Source organism: Ruminococcus sp. (genome assembly GCF_017650195.1).
Classification (GTDB): Bacteria; Bacillota; Clostridia; order Oscillospirales; family Ruminococcaceae; genus Ruminococcus.
Genome location: NZ_JAGCFH010000102.1, coordinates 16,516 through 32,228, shown reverse-complemented (window position 1 = coordinate 32,228; position 15,713 = coordinate 16,516). Strand labels below are relative to the sequence as shown.

Annotated in this window: 13 protein-coding genes; 6 read left to right on the top strand and 7 right to left on the bottom strand. The window is 46.9% G+C overall.

Going from position 1 to position 15,713, the window contains the following annotated elements:
- Nucleotides 1-3 precede the first annotated feature (3 nt).
- The 4 genes from J6U00_RS04450 to J6U00_RS04435 are packed head-to-tail and all read left to right on the top strand — an operon-like array spanning nucleotide 4 to nucleotide 4,223.
- On the top strand, nucleotides 4-960 hold the full coding sequence (locus J6U00_RS04450; protein ID WP_296579450.1) for a hypothetical protein: 957 nt from the start codon (nucleotides 4-6) through the stop codon (nucleotides 958-960).
- Nucleotides 961-971: 11 nt separating this feature from the next.
- Nucleotides 972-1,910, top strand: coding sequence for a hypothetical protein (locus J6U00_RS04445; RefSeq protein WP_296579447.1), 939 nt, complete (start codon nucleotides 972-974; stop codon nucleotides 1,908-1,910).
- Between the two features lie 12 nt (nucleotides 1,911-1,922).
- On the top strand, nucleotides 1,923-3,437 hold the full coding sequence (locus J6U00_RS04440; RefSeq protein ID WP_296579445.1) for a sialate O-acetylesterase: 1,515 nt from the start codon (nucleotides 1,923-1,925) through the stop codon (nucleotides 3,435-3,437).
- 15 nt (nucleotides 3,438-3,452) lie between these two features.
- Complete coding sequence (locus J6U00_RS04435; protein WP_296579443.1) at nucleotides 3,453-4,223, top strand: type III pantothenate kinase; 771 nt, start codon at nucleotides 3,453-3,455, stop codon at nucleotides 4,221-4,223.
- Between the two features lie 69 nt (nucleotides 4,224-4,292).
- Here J6U00_RS04435 and J6U00_RS04430 read toward each other — a convergent pair whose 3' ends face one another.
- From J6U00_RS04430 to J6U00_RS04410, 5 genes are all read right to left on the bottom strand, one after another.
- Nucleotides 4,293-6,077, bottom strand: a complete 1,785-nt coding sequence (locus J6U00_RS04430; RefSeq protein ID WP_296579441.1) for a M23 family metallopeptidase — start codon at nucleotides 6,075-6,077, stop codon at nucleotides 4,293-4,295.
- 132 nt (nucleotides 6,078-6,209) lie between these two features.
- Nucleotides 6,210-6,683: an S-ribosylhomocysteine lyase gene (locus J6U00_RS04425; RefSeq protein WP_296579439.1), complete on the bottom strand. Its 474-nt coding sequence runs from the start codon at nucleotides 6,681-6,683 to the stop codon at nucleotides 6,210-6,212.
- Nucleotides 6,683-7,540: an RluA family pseudouridine synthase gene (locus tag J6U00_RS04420; RefSeq protein WP_296579436.1), complete on the bottom strand. Its 858-nt coding sequence runs from the start codon at nucleotides 7,538-7,540 to the stop codon at nucleotides 6,683-6,685. The genes J6U00_RS04425 and J6U00_RS04420 overlap by 1 nt, the downstream gene beginning before the upstream one ends.
- Nucleotides 7,437-8,306 (bottom strand): hypothetical protein, encoded by an 870-nt coding sequence (locus J6U00_RS04415; protein ID WP_296579432.1) that lies wholly within the window; start codon nucleotides 8,304-8,306, stop codon nucleotides 7,437-7,439. The genes J6U00_RS04420 and J6U00_RS04415 overlap by 104 nt, the downstream gene beginning before the upstream one ends.
- A 67-nt stretch (nucleotides 8,307-8,373) precedes the next feature.
- Complete coding sequence (locus tag J6U00_RS04410) at nucleotides 8,374-9,009, bottom strand: histidine phosphatase family protein (protein ID WP_296579429.1); 636 nt, start codon at nucleotides 9,007-9,009, stop codon at nucleotides 8,374-8,376.
- Between the two features lie 238 nt (nucleotides 9,010-9,247).
- Here J6U00_RS04410 and J6U00_RS04405 point away from each other — a divergent pair, with 238 nt between their 5' ends.
- Both J6U00_RS04405 and J6U00_RS04400 read left to right on the top strand, forming a co-directional pair.
- Nucleotides 9,248-9,964 (top strand): helix-turn-helix domain-containing protein, encoded by a 717-nt coding sequence (locus J6U00_RS04405; RefSeq protein WP_024861164.1) that lies wholly within the window; start codon nucleotides 9,248-9,250, stop codon nucleotides 9,962-9,964.
- Between the two features lie 568 nt (nucleotides 9,965-10,532).
- Nucleotides 10,533-11,906 carry a TrpB-like pyridoxal phosphate-dependent enzyme gene (locus J6U00_RS04400; RefSeq protein WP_296579426.1) on the top strand — a complete coding sequence of 458 codons (1,374 nt, stop codon included), beginning with the start codon at nucleotides 10,533-10,535 and terminating at the stop codon, nucleotides 11,904-11,906.
- 97 nt (nucleotides 11,907-12,003) lie between these two features.
- Here the strand turns inward: J6U00_RS04400 and J6U00_RS04395 are convergent, their stop codons facing one another.
- Entirely contained in the window at nucleotides 12,004-12,366 is a 363-nt protein-coding gene (locus J6U00_RS04395; protein WP_296579423.1) for a hypothetical protein, read from the bottom strand.
- A gap of 57 nt (nucleotides 12,367-12,423) precedes the next feature.
- Nucleotides 12,424-15,528 carry a hypothetical protein gene (locus tag J6U00_RS04390; protein ID WP_296579420.1) on the bottom strand — a complete coding sequence of 1,035 codons (3,105 nt, stop codon included), beginning with the start codon at nucleotides 15,526-15,528 and terminating at the stop codon, nucleotides 12,424-12,426.
- Between the last annotated feature and the right edge of the window lie 185 nt (nucleotides 15,529-15,713).

Sequence of the window (15,713 nt, the reverse complement as noted above, 5' to 3'; positions counted from 1 at the left end):
TTCATGAACGTTAAATTTCATCTTCCCGGTCTTACGAGAAATTTCTCTTTCAATCTGATATTCGCACACATGATGAAAAACTGTCCCTACTACTTCCGGGACGGTGTTGATATAGCTTCATTCTACGGTACATTCCCACCTGCAGCATGGAACGGCGGCAGGAGCGTTACAGGACGCTGCGACGAAAGCTACGTAAAACAGGTGCTAAAGACCTTCAACGACCTTGGCATACCTGTCCGCTTTACCTTCACCAATCCATGCATCACAGAGGAGCTCCTCCATGACGAGTTCTGCAACAGAATACTGGAGCTTGCCTACAATGACCTCAACGAGATAATAGTGAATTCCTCCTTGCTGGAGGACTATATCCGGGACAAGTACCCGAAATATAAACTGACAAGCTCTACCTGCAAACGCCTCGACACTATCGACGGTCCCATAAATGAGCTGAAAAAGGACTACAATATAGTAGTTCTCGACTACGACCTGAACAACAAGTTTGACCTTCTCGAAAAGATACCTCTAGAGGACAGGGAAAGGTGCGAGATACTATGCAATACCCTCTGTAATGCAGAATGTAAGATGCGTAAGGAGCATTACAGACTTATAGGAGAATACTCCATAGCTTACAACGAGTACGTAAAGAGTGGCAGAACCGAGCCCTTCGATATCAATGACTATTACGAGATAAACGAGGAGAACGCTATAAAGTGCAGCTGCCGCGAAAGAAACGCCTATGAGATAAGAAAGCTCTCAACCCATGTAAGTCCTGACGATATATGGGAAAAGTACGTGCCTATGGGATTCCGCCAGTTCAAGCTAGAGGGCAGGACAGCAGGAAGGATATTCCTCACTGAGAATTATCTCTACTATATGGCGAAGCCAGAATGCCGTGACGAGGCAAGGCTCATGCTCCTGTTCAATCTCGAACGCAACGGCATAATAAGAGTGGATAAGTAAGGGGTACCGACATGAAAGCAAGATTTCACCTGCCGGGTATTTACACCCATTTCAAGTTCAATATGATATTCGCAACTGTTCTTGAACAATTCCCGCAGTACTTCCGCGATATCGAGATAGCCTCGGTGTACGGCGCTTTCCCTCAGTCCATATGGAACGGCGGACGTACTCAGGAGGGTCTCTGCGACAAGCATTATGTGAAAATGGTGCTAAAAGCCTTCAATGACAAGGGCATACCCGTAAGATTCACTTTCACCAATCCGGCTCTCGAAAAGAAGCACCTGAACGACAAGTTCTGCAATATGGTGCTCAGCCTTGCAAATAACGGGCTCAACGAGGTAATAGTGGTATCGCCCCTTCTTGAGGACTATATCCGCAGCAACTATCCAGGCTTCAAGCTAACCAGCTCTACCTGCAAGCGCCTCGACGACGCCGAAAGGCTCTCTGCAGAGCTTGAAAAGGACTACAGCATAGTAGTGGTGGACTACGACCTGAACAATAAGTTCGATATACTCGAAAAGCTTCCTCACAAAGACAAGTGCGAGTTTCTCGTGAACTCTAACTGTCGCCCTGCCTGTCCCGATAGAGCGCAGCATTACTACAACGTAGGAGTGCAGCAGATAAATTACGCCAACCATATAAGGAAATACCCGGACAAACCCTACGACCCGATAGTTTTCGGAGACGGAAAGAATCAGAACTGTCCCTTCTTCACAAGGAACATATTCGACGTCCGGGAACTCAGCACCAACATAAAGCCAGGTGATATATGGGACAAGTATCTGCCTATGGGCTTTAACCAGTTTAAGATAGAGGGCAGGACAGCATGGTTGTTCAACCTTATAGAGACTTACGTATACTATATGGCTAAACCGGAATTTGCAGACAAGGCGCGTTATACTCTCATTGACTTCTGCAACGCAAACGACGTGATCACAGTAAATGAATAAAGGAGATAGCAAATGAAGATAGCAGCTGTTTTCAGCGATAATATGGTGCTTCAGCGCAATAAGCCGATACGTGTTTTCGGCACCTGCACCAACAGAGATAAGATTATAACAGTAAGCATACCCGAGCTTGACAGCTCCGCAAGAGCTGTAATAAAGGATGGGAAATGGGAGGCTGTACTTCCACCGAGAAGAGAGCTGGGCTCATGCACTCTTACAGTGACCTGCGGCGCAGTAAAGAAGATATTCAACAACGTTGCCATAGGTGAGGTGTGGCTTGCCGGAGGTCAGTCCAACATGGAGTTCGAGCTCCGCTATGACCGCAGGGGCGCTGCCGCTCTTGCAGGCTGCAGCGGCGAAAATATAAGATACTATTATACTCCCAAATGCTCAATGGCAAATGAGGAGCTAGTCGCATTAGAGAAGAAGTCCTGCTGGATGCTGCCCTCTCCCGACAATTCCCGTGCATGGTCTGCAGCCGCATACTACTTTGCAAAGGAACTCAGCCGCAGACTTGGCGTTACCGTCGGTATCATAGGTTGCAACTGGGGCGGCACCCCAGCTTCTGCATGGATGAGCCGCGAGTATCTCAGCTATGACAACCGCCTGCGACCTTACCTTGACGACTACGACAACGAGATTGAAGGCAAGACCGATGAACAGATGATAGCTGAATATGACGCATATTCGGAAAGGCAGTTGAAATGGAACAGTGCCACAGAGGAATACGTTGCCGCTCACCCCAATGCAAAATGGAACGAGGTCATAGCTGAATGCGGCGATAATCCCTATCCAGGTCCGCTGAATATAAAGAACCCCCTGCGTCCTGGCGGCCTGTACGGGACTATGCTTAGTCATATAGCGCCCTATACTCTTGCAGGCGTGCTGTGGTATCAAGGAGAGGCTGACGACTGCCGTCCTCATACCTACGAAGTTCTCCTCAAGGCTATGATAGAGAACTGGAGGCACGACTGGCACGACGCAGAGCTGCCCTTCATGATTGTGCAGCTACCTATGTTCAGATATGAAGCCGATCCCGATACAAAGAGCTGGGCTTATATCAGAGAAGCGCAGGAGAATGTCTTCCGCACTGTGAAGAATACCGGTCTTGCTGTAGCTCTCGACTGTGGCGAATTCAACAATATCCACCCGACAGACAAGTCTCAGATAGGTCACAGACTCTATCTTCAGGCTATGAACGTGGTGTACGGCATACTCAGTGACAGCGATACCCTTCCACCTATGTACGAAAGCTATGAGGTCATGGGAAATACCATGATAATATACCTCACCAACTGTGAAAGAGGGCTCTGCGGTACCGACGAGCGCTGCCTCGAGGGCTTCGAGATAGCAGGCGCAGACGGTGTTTACTATCCTGCCGAGGCAAAGGTAAGGATACCCTATATAGAGCTCCGCAGTGACAAGGTCAAGTCTCCTGCCGCAGCTCGCTTTAAGTGGACAAATTACGCGGAGGTTGGACTTTTCGGAATAAACGAGCTGCCGCTGCCACCCTTCCGCACAGATAAATAATACAGGAGGATCATTATGCTTTTAGCAGTAGATATCGGTAACACAAACATTGTTTTCGGCTGCGTTGACGACAAAGACGAGGTAGTGCTCTTCGAACGCATAAGCACAGACCATAATGCCACAGCTGCAGAATACGCTGTACTCATAAAGACTATCCTCGAAATGAACAGCTTCAATATCTCAGACATAGATGACGCTATAATGTCATCGGTAGTTCCGTCAGTGACCAATACTGTAAAGGAAGCGATAAAAAAGCTGTTCAAGGTCGAGGTCATGATGGCAGGTCCAGGAGTAAAAACCGGTCTGAATATACTCATAGACAACCCTGCACAGCTAGGAAGCGATCAGGCTGTGGACGCCGTTGCGGCGATAAATCAGTATCCTGCTCCACTCATCATAATAGACATGGGTACTGCTACAACTCTTTCCGTAGTTGACAGCAAGAAGAACTACCGCGGAGGCGTAATACTCACAGGCATGAAGGTCTCCGCTGACGCTCTTACCGCAAGGACAGCTCAGCTACCAAAGATAAATTTTGAGGTGCCCCCTCATGTTATCGGTACAAACACTATCGACTGCCTGAAAAGCGGTATCCTCTACTCCAACGCCAGTGCTCTTGACGGCATCATAGACCGCATGGAGGAGGAGTTGGGTGAGAAGTGTACCGTTGTAGCCACAGGCGGTCTCTCGGAGCTCGTAGTGCCTCTGTGCAAGCGAGAGATAATTCTCGATAACAACCTACTCATAAAGGGCCTTGCAATTATTTACAGGAAGAACAAGAAATAAAACAAAAAGCCGCAGTGCTCCCAATTCTTTTGAAAATTGGATACTGCGGCTTACGCTTTTATATTACTGTCAACTACTCTTCTTGTCTCTTTCATCATTGAAGCTGTCTGCGGTATTAATGAAGAGCGCAGGGTCGAGACATATTCCATTATGACGCACCTCGAAATGACAGTGCGAGCCAAAGGAATTACCTGTATTTCCTACAAGTCCTATTAGCTGTCCTCTTGAGACCTCCTGTCCCTCGACGACGAGTACGGAGCTCATGTGTCCATATACGGTCTGATAGCCGTCAACGTGTCCGAGTTGCACAAAATAGCCGTAGCCGCCAGAATTCCAGCCAGCAGATACCACCACGCCGTCAGCCGCCGCGTATATCTCAGTGCCGGTAGAAGCGCCTATGTCCATACCCTTATGGTTTCTGTCGCTTATAAACGGATCACTGACGTAGCCGCCGTCAACAGGCCATCCGAACTCTCCAGAGCCGGTGAGAATGGTGTTCGGACTTTCAGGTCTTGCAGCGTATATACCTATTCCTATCTTTTCCACAACAGGTTGCCTTGTGATCTTGGTGCTTATGGTTTTTCGGGAGTACTCCTTGCCATCCACGTAGGTTACCTCGATATTGCTCACCTTCTCGCCCTGTCTACCCTTAGCGATAACACCTCTTGTGCCAGCGTTCAACGAGCTGGTCTCAACCTCTATGGTCTCATAATCAATGAAAGTGACGGGAGATATCTCGCGGACGTACTGTATAGGCAGATAGCTTTCGGTCTCTATGACGTTTACCAGCATACCCTTACGGCAGTTAGCCAAGATATCCGGATTCATCTCCTCCAGCTTGCCGAGGTCCATATTGAACTTCTGAGCAATAGTAACGGCTGTATCATCTCTCTGAGCGATGTATACCGATTTTTTCTCTTTTGATGACGTCAGTAGCTCTATAGCCTTGTCCTCGGATAGAACGCTTTCTGCAAGGTACATTCCCTTCTTGTACTCCACGTCGCTCTTGTAGGAAACATCCTTTATAACGCCGTCAGCACGGAAATTGAGTATCCTCTCGTTAAGAGCGTCCTGCACCTTTTCCTTATTTCTGATCGCTCCAATGAAGCTGCCATCTATATATATACCGTATGCTTCCGTGAGAGCGTGGTCGGAGGCAGCAAGCATCTCGTTCGCAAGCTGAGAGGCGTTGAACACTTTGTCGTTCTCATTGATTATCCTAATGGAATAATTTGCCGAAAGATCTATATTCTCATTATTGCCGATATAGGATACCCTCTGCTTTGCCTCGCGCTCGGCTTCCTCGAAGTCGGCTTCGGCAGTTATTACCCCTATCTCCCTGCCGTTGTATTCCACGCTGAGGCCATATTCAAGTCCCGAGCCGTAACGTACAACGCCTACAAGGAAAACTATTGACAGCACAGGAAGTATATAATTGAAGGCGGTATAGAAAACGCCGTCCTCACCGAAAAGGTAAGAGCACCAGAAATGGAAAAGAGCCTTTTTGTACTCTTCCTCACCCAACTTCTTTGCCTTGCGCACCTGCTTTTGCAGTCCTTTGTTAAGGTTGAAACGCTCCCGTACAGGAGATGTAAGTTCCATGAAAAGCCATATCAGCCCTTTTAGTATAGACGCGCCAAGACTGAGCAGCTCGGAGCCTATAAACTTAAGCGCATAAAAAATCCCCATGAACAGCGATTTCACTAGATCAACGGCAAATCTTCCAAAGCCTGGGAAGAAATCTGATATGACCGAATGTCTGGTATTTACAGTATTTACGTTTTCCTGCTGTATCTCTGGCTTCTTTTCATGCGGCGTATATACATAGCTGTATTCGTGCCGTTTTCCTGCCATGGCGCACCCTCCTTTCACGGTAATAATATCACACAAAAGTAATTATACCAACTTTTTGTGACAATAAAAAGTAATAATCCACTAAATCTCCTTATTCAGGGGATATTTCATCATCATGCACAAAATCGACTATTAGTTTTTGTCAAAATGCCATGAATAATCTAGCATTTCCACTGTATACCCTTCAAGCTTATCAAGCAGCAGAACTACGTCCTTCTTTGCGGAGGCAAGGTCATGCTCGCGGTAGTTCCCGCACTCAACCTCTGTACAGCCGGGTATCTCGCCCTCGTAGTCCCTGATGAATGTATATGCTTCACGCACCAGTTTTATTGCGTTCTCATGAGAAAGTCCCCTTGTGAGGAGATAAAAGCCGGTGCGACAGCCCATAGGTCCCACGTATACTATACTCTTTCCAAACTCGGAATTCCTCGCATAGGTCGCAAATAAATGCTCTATGGTATGCATTGATGGAGTCGCAAGGTATACGCCGCCGTTAGGCTTTACCATGCGGACGTCGTAAGTTACTATATCATCATCTATGCGTGATATGTACATACCCACGCTGAATTTTGTGTGGTCTACCTGAAAACTTGCTATCTTTTCCATTATTTTTCCTCCTGTGTGAAAAGCAATCTTATATCCTCTGGTATTTCCGAGGAAACTGTTATGCTCTCTCCTGTCATCGGATCATCGAAGGTTATCCTGCCACAGTGAAGAGCCTGTCTGTTTATATCGTCACGAAGTCCGCCGTAGAGATCATCCCCCGCGAGAGGAGCTCCGATATGAGCAAAATGTACCCTTATCTGGTGAGTACGTCCCGTTTCGAGATCTATCTCCGCAAGAGAGTACCTCCCATTGCATTGCAGACGCTTATAGTGCGTTACCGCACGCTGTCCGTCCTCACGGACGCACCTGAGTATTATAGACTCCCTCTCACGGGCTATGGGAGCGTCTATAGTGCCGCTCTCAGGGATAGTGCCGTATACAGCCGCATAGTATACCTTTTTGCAGCTCCCTTGCAGCAACTTTGCCGCAAGAGCGTCCTTGGCTATGACGCACAGCCCCGATGTGTCCCGGTCGAGCCTGTTCACCGAGCGGAAGGTCAGCTCAGGATAAAGGTAAGCGAAGTAATTCCCGAGAGTGTCGCCCTGATGACGTATGGAAGGGTGTACAGGCATTCCGTTGGGCTTGTCGAACACCACAAGGCTGTCATTCTCAAAGGCTATTGGGACGTTCAGTCTGCCGTTGGGTTCAAGGAAGCTGTCGTCGGCGAGACTGAGAACTATAATGTCTCCCTGCCGTACCTCGTCTATACTGCGTATGGTCTCACCATTACGGGTTATGCCCCCAAACCGGCGTTTAAGCCTTGTCAGCAATCGCCTTGATACGCCTTTTTCTCCTGTGAGAAATTTTTCCAGCGTTACGGGCTTTGCGGTATTCACCATCAGCTCTATTCGTTTCAAGGTACTCGTCCTCCTTGATAAAAATGTCGATACTCAGCGAAAAAGCGGTCATGAGCTTTGTAACGGCATAAGGCAGCATCACCACTGTAAGCATATAGGGGAAATAAACCATTATGAGCCTGAGAAGCACTCTTTTCCGTCCGCTCATGAGCCTTACTGAGTACAGCATAGCGTGAAAGGCAGTGAGCTTGGGACAATGCACTAAAATGTAAGGCACCGCTGCAAAGCTCAATTTCAGTGACATCCAAACAACCACCGATACTACCGTGAGAAAGGCCGCGTTCGCAGCAGCAAAGAATTCGTCTGCAAACATCTTTTCATGTATCAGCCCAAACGTCGATACTCCGAAGAATACTGCCGGCACAAGCGCAAGAAGTCCAGCAGTCCTCGTCCACAGGGCAGCAGATATACTGCGCCTGAATGTGCATTTTCTCAGCAGTATCCGCGAAAAAGACTGGCAGCGCTTTTCGGAGCGCTCCGCAGTCATGCCGTAAAGCCTGTATACCGCCGCATACATCAGCGGGGCGGCTGTGATCCACCTCATTACAGTGCTTACTGCCGTTACCGCAAGTCTCACGGGATCGCTACTGCCGAATATGCTGATAGGCTCAGAATCCCCGAAATATAGTAGCAGACTGCATGCCGTAGCTTCTGCACAGCGAAAAAACAGCTCCGCTGCCACCGGAAGTATGCATATAAGCATAGTCCTTGTTCGTCTGCCTTTCAGCAGCCTGTCCGTATATCTTATCAGCTCCCTGACCTTCATATCTGCGCCTCCGAAGAATGTTTTGCAGATATTATCGGCGTTTTTTTAAGAAATATACGAAAAAACATCAGTATTCCTCGTCGGGTATCCTGTCGTAGGGGCAGTATCCAAGAATTTCAAATGCCTGTGAATTAAGCCACATCTGAGTGGTAACAATAATATCGAAGCCGCCACCTGCCTCAGCAGTTATCTGTGTGGGTGGATATTTGGGTATTCCAAAGCAGCTAAGCATATTTGATATGATACCGCCGTGGGTTATCATGGCGCAGTGGGTGAGCCCTGACTCCATCATATCCATTATAACCGCATGGAGAGCTTTGTAGGTACGGGCTGTAAGCTCCTCAAGGCTTTCGCCGTTAGGCGGCCGGCTCTCCTTACCGCCGCGGAGCCATTGGTTATAGTCAGCTCTCTTTGCTAGCTCGTCGATGCTCTTGTTCTCAAAATCGCCGAAATTCAGCTCTCTCAGGTCGTCCACGGGACAAAGCTCAGTATATGGGAAAAGTATCTCGGCGGTCTCTATGCATCTTTTCAGCGGTGACGAGTAAACTCTATGTACAGTAGGGTAGTCGAACTCGTCCATTTTAGCTGCAAGGTCTGCCGCGCCCTTGTCAGACAGGGGTAGATCGGTGCTACCTATGTATATTCCCTTTTCATTAGCCTCCGTCATGCCGTGACGGAGCACGCTTATCCTGTAACCTTTCATGGCACTCTCCTTATATATATATATATTTATCTCAGCACCGCTCTCACGCAGGTGCTACAGATAGGATAATTTTGCACAAAAATACTGCTCGTTTTTTTAACTCTTAGTAATTTTCACGAAAAACACTACTTTTTTCAACAAATTCTTTCATATTTCTGCATATTTACAAATTATACAGTTTGTATTATAATATATGTATAAGATTTTTTTCAAAACTATACGATTTGGAGGAATTTCAATGAACTCGGATTTCGCAAGAATTATTACTTTACAGCGTAAGGAAAGACATATCAGTCAGAAGCAGGCTGCAACGGATTTAGGTATCTCGCAGGCTCTTCTCTCGCACTACGAAAAGGGAATACGAGAGTGCGGACTTAACTTCCTTGTAAAAATTGCAGATTATTATAATGTTTCCTGCGACTATCTGCTGGGCAGAACTCCCGAACCGGAAGGAAAGACTATCACTATTGAGGATATACCCGACGATGATGGAAACAACAGCATGAAAATGCCTTCTCCCGAAATCATCAACTTCAACAGAAGGATTATCAACAACTCTATCAGTCTTCTCTTCAGCCTTGCACAGAAGGCAAACAGCATAACCCTCATAAAAGAGGTATCCTCTTACCTCATGCTGTCGGTATACAAGCTCTTCCGTATCGTTTACAACGCTAACCCTCACAACGACCAGAAGCTCTTCCGTATCCCTAAGGTCATCGCAAACGACAGCGCCAATGCCATTGTATCCATGAGCGAGGCTAATATCAAAGCCGCTTCAAGCGGTATCGCTCTAGACGGCAACGACTGCGTTGACAACTTCGATACTCTATATGTTACTACGGCCACTCTCCAGAAGGACTATGCACAGTACTCGTCCTCACTCCTTAACCTCATAAAGCGAAGCGAGGAAAGTATCTCACGTACCCGTGCGAAGTACCGCAGCGACATCAAGTAATATTATATCACTTTTGCCGGCTGTTGAAAAGCCCTTTTCCGATTTTATGCTGTGCTTTTCGGTAAAAAATCATGCAATTGACCGTATATCTGTTCAGGCACAGCCGTGTTTTTTGAAATTTCACTACAAATTCACCCTCAGACGAAATATCTTCTTAGTTGCTTTTATGAAAAAACAGCCGCTGCTATTGACATATCCAGCTGTCTGTGTTATAATTTCGTTGTACAAAACCGTTGAAGAAGTGTGAGTAGCTCCTGTTTTATCTTTTCAGAGAGCCTGCGGCAGGTGCGAGCAGGTAAGAGAGGCAGAGTGAATGGACTTCTGAGGGCAAGCTGAAGGCGCGTGAAACAACGTGCTGCGTAGGTGAGACGCAGAGGCTCTGCGTTAACAAAACCGTCGTATATTATGTACGTACTGAGTGGACGCAAAGCGTCAAGCAGGGTGGCACCGCAGAAGGATTTACAGCTTCTGTCCCCGCATTTTATGCCGGGACAGAAGCTTTTTATATTTCTGTCTCAGCATAGTACGAACCTATATATTATTATGAATAAGGAGAATTACTATGTCAATGTCAAATGAAAAAATACCTTACAAGATCTATCTCGAAGAAAAAGAGCTTCCCAAGCAGTGGTACAATGTACGCGCTGATATGAAAAAGAAGCCCGCACCTCTTATAAATCCTGGCACAGGCAAGCCCTGTACAGCAGAGGAGCTCAGCCACGTTTTCTGCGATGAGCTGGTAAAGCAGGAGCTTGACGAGACTACACCTTTCATAGATATCCCACAGGAGATACAGGACTTCTACAAAATGTTCCGTCCCTCTCCTCTCGTAAGAGCTTATTTCCTCGAAAAGAAGCTGGGAACTCCTGCTAAGATATACTACAAGTTCGAGGGCAACAACACCAGCGGAAGTCACAAACTCAACTCTGCTATTGCTCAGGCTTACTATGCAAAAAAGCAGGGCCTCAAGGGCGTTACCACAGAGACCGGAGCCGGTCAGTGGGGCACAGCTCTTTCAATGGCCTGCGCTTACTTCGGACTGGACTGCAACGTTTATATGGTCAAGGTAAGCTACGAGCAGAAGCCCTTCCGCCGCGAGGTAATGCGTACCTACGGCGCAAACGTAACTCCTTCGCCTTCAAATACAACAGAGATCGGCAGAAAGATACTGGAGGACTTTCCCGGCACTAACGGAAGCCTCGGCTGCGCTATCTCAGAGGCTGTAGAGGCTGCCACAACAAAGGAAGGCTACCGCTACGTTCTCGGAAGCGTTCTCGCTCAGGTACTCCTCCACCAGTCTATCATAGGTCTTGAATCAAAGGCTGCTATGGACAAGTACGGCATCAAGCCCGATATCATCATCGGCTGCGCAGGCGGCGGTTCCAACCTCGGCGGACTTATCTCACCCTTCATGGGTCAGAAGCTCCGCGGCGAAGCAGATTACCGCATTATCGCTGTTGAGCCTGCATCATGCCCCAGCTTCACAAGAGGTACCTACGCTTACGACTTCTGCGACACAGGTAAGGTTTGCCCTCTCCAGAAGATGTACACACTTGGCAGCGGCTTCATGCCTTCACCCAACCACGCAGGCGGTCTCCGCTATCACGGCATGAGCTCCATACTCTCAGAGCTCTACGATCAGGGTCTTATGGAGGCTACCTCAGTTGAGCAGACAGCCGTATTCGAGGCTGCTGAGATGTTCGCAAGAGTTGAGGGAATACTCCCTGCTCCCGAGAGCAGCCACGCTATCCGAGCTGCTATCGACGAAGCTCTCAAGTGCAAGGAGACAGGCGAGGAGAAGACTATCCTCTTTGGTCTCACAGGTACAGGATATTTTGATATGTACGCTTACGGCGCATACAACGACGGTACAATGAGCGATTATATCCCCACAGACGAGGAGATCGCAAAGTCACTTGCAAATCTTCCCAAGATCGGCTGATAGATAAAAAAGGACTGCTTCGGCAGTCCTTTTTTAATGCGTAATTCGTAATTATTCGGGATAATGAAAAGCTCCGCAATGTGCGGAGCTTTTGGTTTTATTCAACTGCGAAAAATTCAACCAAATCAAGGTCAATGTTCTTTTCTTTAAGGAACTTTTCAAGCTGAGCGCGTGTTCCTGAGGAATCAGCGTATTTTACAAGAACAGTCTTGTTTTTCAGGTCTTCCTCTTCATCGGTAGGATCAACACTTGCGTTTATATTGTTTTCAAGTATATAGCAGTACAGCAGGGCTCTTATCTTGTTAAGCTCTGTGTCGCTGTCTGTTCTGTAGGGGATAGACTTTATAAGAATTCTGTCAATGCCGGAATCCTTCAAAAACTCGCCGTAACGTGCCGCATAGTCTGTATCAGCGGTATTGACCTCTATAAATACATACTTATCCGCAAACTGCTCAGGCATTTTGTCCTTGGGGACAACTGTATAGTCTATCTTTTCTGCGGCAAAGAAGTCGGACAGCTACTGCCTGATCTCGTCAAGCTCAGTTTTTACGTAGAATTTCTCCCCGTCTTTTACAGTGGTGCCGATAAAACTATCCGAATCCTCTTCAATATATATCAGCTCGTTTCCCACGATACGGAAGCAGTTGACACGCTTTCCCGACATTCCGTCATTTTCCTGAGTCAGAATAACTCTGTCTCCTGATATTTCCCATGTTCCGCCGCCGAGATAGCTGCTCAGATATCCGGGAGAATATAAAAACATTCCGTCCTCTTTAAAATCTATATAACAGTCTCCGCCGAAGCCTTCCTTTTCGTATACAAATTTCTTTCCTGCTACAGCCGAGCTGTTCGGCTTTTCAAGTGAAGCCTCAAATGTCATGCCGTTCACCTGAGTTATATATATCTTGCCCAGCTCGACCTGCCTGCCTCCGCTTTTGCCGTTAACTGTTATCTCAGTCTCATAGCCGTCGGGATAGCCAAAGCTGTCGGAAGCCCAGAATGTATAGCCGTTTTTGCCGATATCACATGACTTGCCTTCATTACTGATAGGTCCGCTGCCTGCTTTTATGTCCCAGTCCACAAAATGACCGTCGGCTGCTTCCAGTGAGATATCGTATTCCGGAGAAGCAAATTCAAGCAGTATGCCTATTCCAGACCAGTTGCTCATTGCAGGATTGTAATCGGTCTTTATAGTTACTATATCGCTGAGCTTGGGCTGAGTAAAGCTTATGCCGGAGTTGTCGAAAAGTGAATAAAACTTTTCTCCGTCCTTCGGCTTAATGTCGAAGCCGTCAGAACCCTCTGCAATGTATATCAGAGTACCGTCCTCATATCTGAAACGGTTTGTGCCGAACTGACCCGTCAGAACAACCGTATTTTCTGATACTTTCCATGTTCCGGTGTCACGGGGAGCGTCAAAATCGCCTTCAATACATAAATAACTTCCGTTCCTTTGGGTCGATATGGCATATACGCCGAAATCAGTTGATTTTTCATACCTGAACAGCTTATTTGCTATCATGGAGCCGGTAATACTCTGAGAATCTTCTTTATCCAGTCCCAGCAGCTTGAGCTGTATCGCCTGTGCGTCGCCCACAGTCAGTCCGTTGCCGTCCATGTCACCGTTGAGTACGCCAAGCTCGGTAATATATCTGTTATCCTTTCCGTTCCTGCCGTACCTGTCGGGATTTGCAAGAGCCTGCATGATAAGCACAGCGTCTGCCATATCCACCTGTTCGTCGCAGTTGGCGTCGCCCCTGATAAAACCGTTTTCGTCCTGAACTGCAGCCACCTTGTCTATCCTGCCGAACATTGCAGGATAGGTCTCAAGGATATCGCTGTAAGAGATTTTGAGCTTCATGCCGACAGCAGGCGTGATATCACTGCCAAGTACCTGTGTTCCCATGGTCAGTCTATCGGCAGACCTCATCAAGCCTGAGCCCTCCGCAGGCTTGAGCAGCATGATATCATTATTTATTTCAAGGACCGTTACCATTGCGGTACTTGATGATGTTTCTTCATCATTAACGACTTCAACATCGAAGCTTACGTTATCCGCGTCCACGACCTTTACTTTATATGTACCTGCTATATCGCTGCGGAAATTAGTGCTGAGAACAACCGAAGGCGACTTGGGTATATCAGACTGATAGTCAAAAGCAACATCAGGGTAGGTATAGATCACCGGCTCACCGGAGCCGACAGTGACCTCAACCTGTATTCCTGTAAGGTCAATGCGTTCGCCTGTCCTGTATACAACCTTGTCGGGAGCCTTTACTATCCTGTAGGATATTTTCTTCGGAGCCGTTTCGATAAACTCCTCAACGTCGTCCGTACGGATATCAATGGTTTTTTCATCGCCGCGCATAAGGACTATATAATCGGGAGTTCTGCCGGTCACTCCGCCCACAAGGAGCTTGAAGCCGTCCTCCAGCTCGAATTCCCATATATAGAGACCCGAACCGATGTCTCTGCCCTTGTATGCCTCGAAGTCCTTCCAGTCAAGAGCACTGCCCTTTTTGGAAAGCTCCTTCACGATATCAAGGGTCAGGGTCTCAGTGCCTTTCAGCACTGTAGGGTCGTTTTTAGCATTCATTTCTGCTATAAACTCTTCCACATCGTCTGTACGGATATCAATATATTTTTCGCTGCCTGTATAGCGCAGTCTTGCATAGTCGATCTTATCGAGCGCTACACTTCCCACCATGAGAGTATAGCCTTTTCCGAGGTCATATTCAAGGATAAAAATTCCCGAACCTGCTATAACGCCCTTGAACTTAGCAAAATCATTCAACGTGAGAGCATTGCCCTTCTTGGAAAGCTCAACAACATCATCAAGCGTCATCATTTCGCCTTCCTCAAACACAGCAATATCCTTGATCTCTGAAACATCACCTGTTTCAGCTTTTCCGCCGCAATAAGCAAAAGCTGTTTTTTCAGCGTTCACGAGCTTTTTTAACAGTACATTGCCAATGATCGAAGGCTTCATGAAAGTTGGTATATTATCATACTCAGAAATATACTCTATCTTGAAAGCTCCGCTGCTCCTGTCATCAAGAACTGTATACGGAAGTCTCAGACTGCCGCATAAAATCGCTTCATCGTTCAGTGTTATGACAGAGTCCTCAGTGCCGTAAAAACAGATAGGCATATACTTATCATAGGTAATTTTACAGCCGTCACATATCTCATGCCATACAATGCCCTTGCTTTCTTTTCCGCAGACAAGGCTTCCCTGTATAAAAAATGTAACAGAGCCTTTATCAGCTTTTACGGTTATGGTCTTTTCGAGGACAGCTTCATCAAGAAGAACGATGATATCATTATTTCCTGCATCTATAGTAAGTTCTCTGCCGAGACTTTTTATAGTACAGCTGCTGCTGACTGTATCGGAGGAATAGCTTTCGTCGATTATCAGCTTCGCAGTATCGGCTTCAGCAGTCTCGCTTATATCGCTGAGCTTATAATAATATCCCTCATAAACGCCGACAGACTGTTCACCTGAGATAAGACTGCTGCCGCCTGCTTCTTGAAGTCCCTTCACTTCGGCAGTCGCATTTACAGGTACAACACCTGCAAAGCACATTGCCGCAGTTAAAAACGCAAGTATCTTCTTTTGCATAGTATCAACTCCTCATAAATAACTTAGTGGGCATTGTTGAATCCTTTACTACTTAGACGAAAAAAGTACTGCTTTGTCGCACCCAGATTTTAAAATTTTTTCACGGACACTTTGTCATTTTAATAATATCACATAATTCCCGTGAAATCAACCATAAGTTTGCTATAATCCTTATATATATTTAT

Bases quoted from the DNA above. Each gene is read 5' to 3' on its own strand.
- J6U00_RS04450 (WP_296579450.1), top strand. From the start codon at position 4: ATGAACGTTAAATTTCATCTTCCCGGTCTTACGAGAAATTTCTCTTTC.
- J6U00_RS04445 (WP_296579447.1), top strand. From the start codon at position 972: ATGAAAGCAAGATTTCACCTGCCGGGTATTTACACCCATTTCAAGTTC.
- J6U00_RS04440 (WP_296579445.1), top strand. From the start codon at position 1,923: ATGAAGATAGCAGCTGTTTTCAGCGATAATATGGTGCTTCAGCGCAAT.
- J6U00_RS04435 (WP_296579443.1), top strand. From the start codon at position 3,453: ATGCTTTTAGCAGTAGATATCGGTAACACAAACATTGTTTTCGGCTGC.
- J6U00_RS04430 (WP_296579441.1), bottom strand. From the start codon at position 6,077: ATGGCAGGAAAACGGCACGAATACAGCTATGTATATACGCCGCATGAA.
- J6U00_RS04425 (WP_296579439.1), bottom strand. From the start codon at position 6,683: ATGGAAAAGATAGCAAGTTTTCAGGTAGACCACACAAAATTCAGCGTG.
- J6U00_RS04415 (WP_296579432.1), bottom strand. From the start codon at position 8,306: ATGAAGGTCAGGGAGCTGATAAGATATACGGACAGGCTGCTGAAAGGC.
- J6U00_RS04410 (WP_296579429.1), bottom strand. From the start codon at position 9,009: ATGAAAGGTTACAGGATAAGCGTGCTCCGTCACGGCATGACGGAGGCT.
- J6U00_RS04405 (WP_024861164.1), top strand. From the start codon at position 9,248: ATGAACTCGGATTTCGCAAGAATTATTACTTTACAGCGTAAGGAAAGA.
- J6U00_RS04400 (WP_296579426.1), top strand. From the start codon at position 10,533: ATGTCAAATGAAAAAATACCTTACAAGATCTATCTCGAAGAAAAAGAG.
- J6U00_RS04395 (WP_296579423.1), bottom strand. From the start codon at position 12,366: ATGCCTGAGCAGTTTGCGGATAAGTATGTATTTATAGAGGTCAATACC.
- J6U00_RS04390 (WP_296579420.1), bottom strand. From the start codon at position 15,528: ATGCAAAAGAAGATACTTGCGTTTTTAACTGCGGCAATGTGCTTTGCA.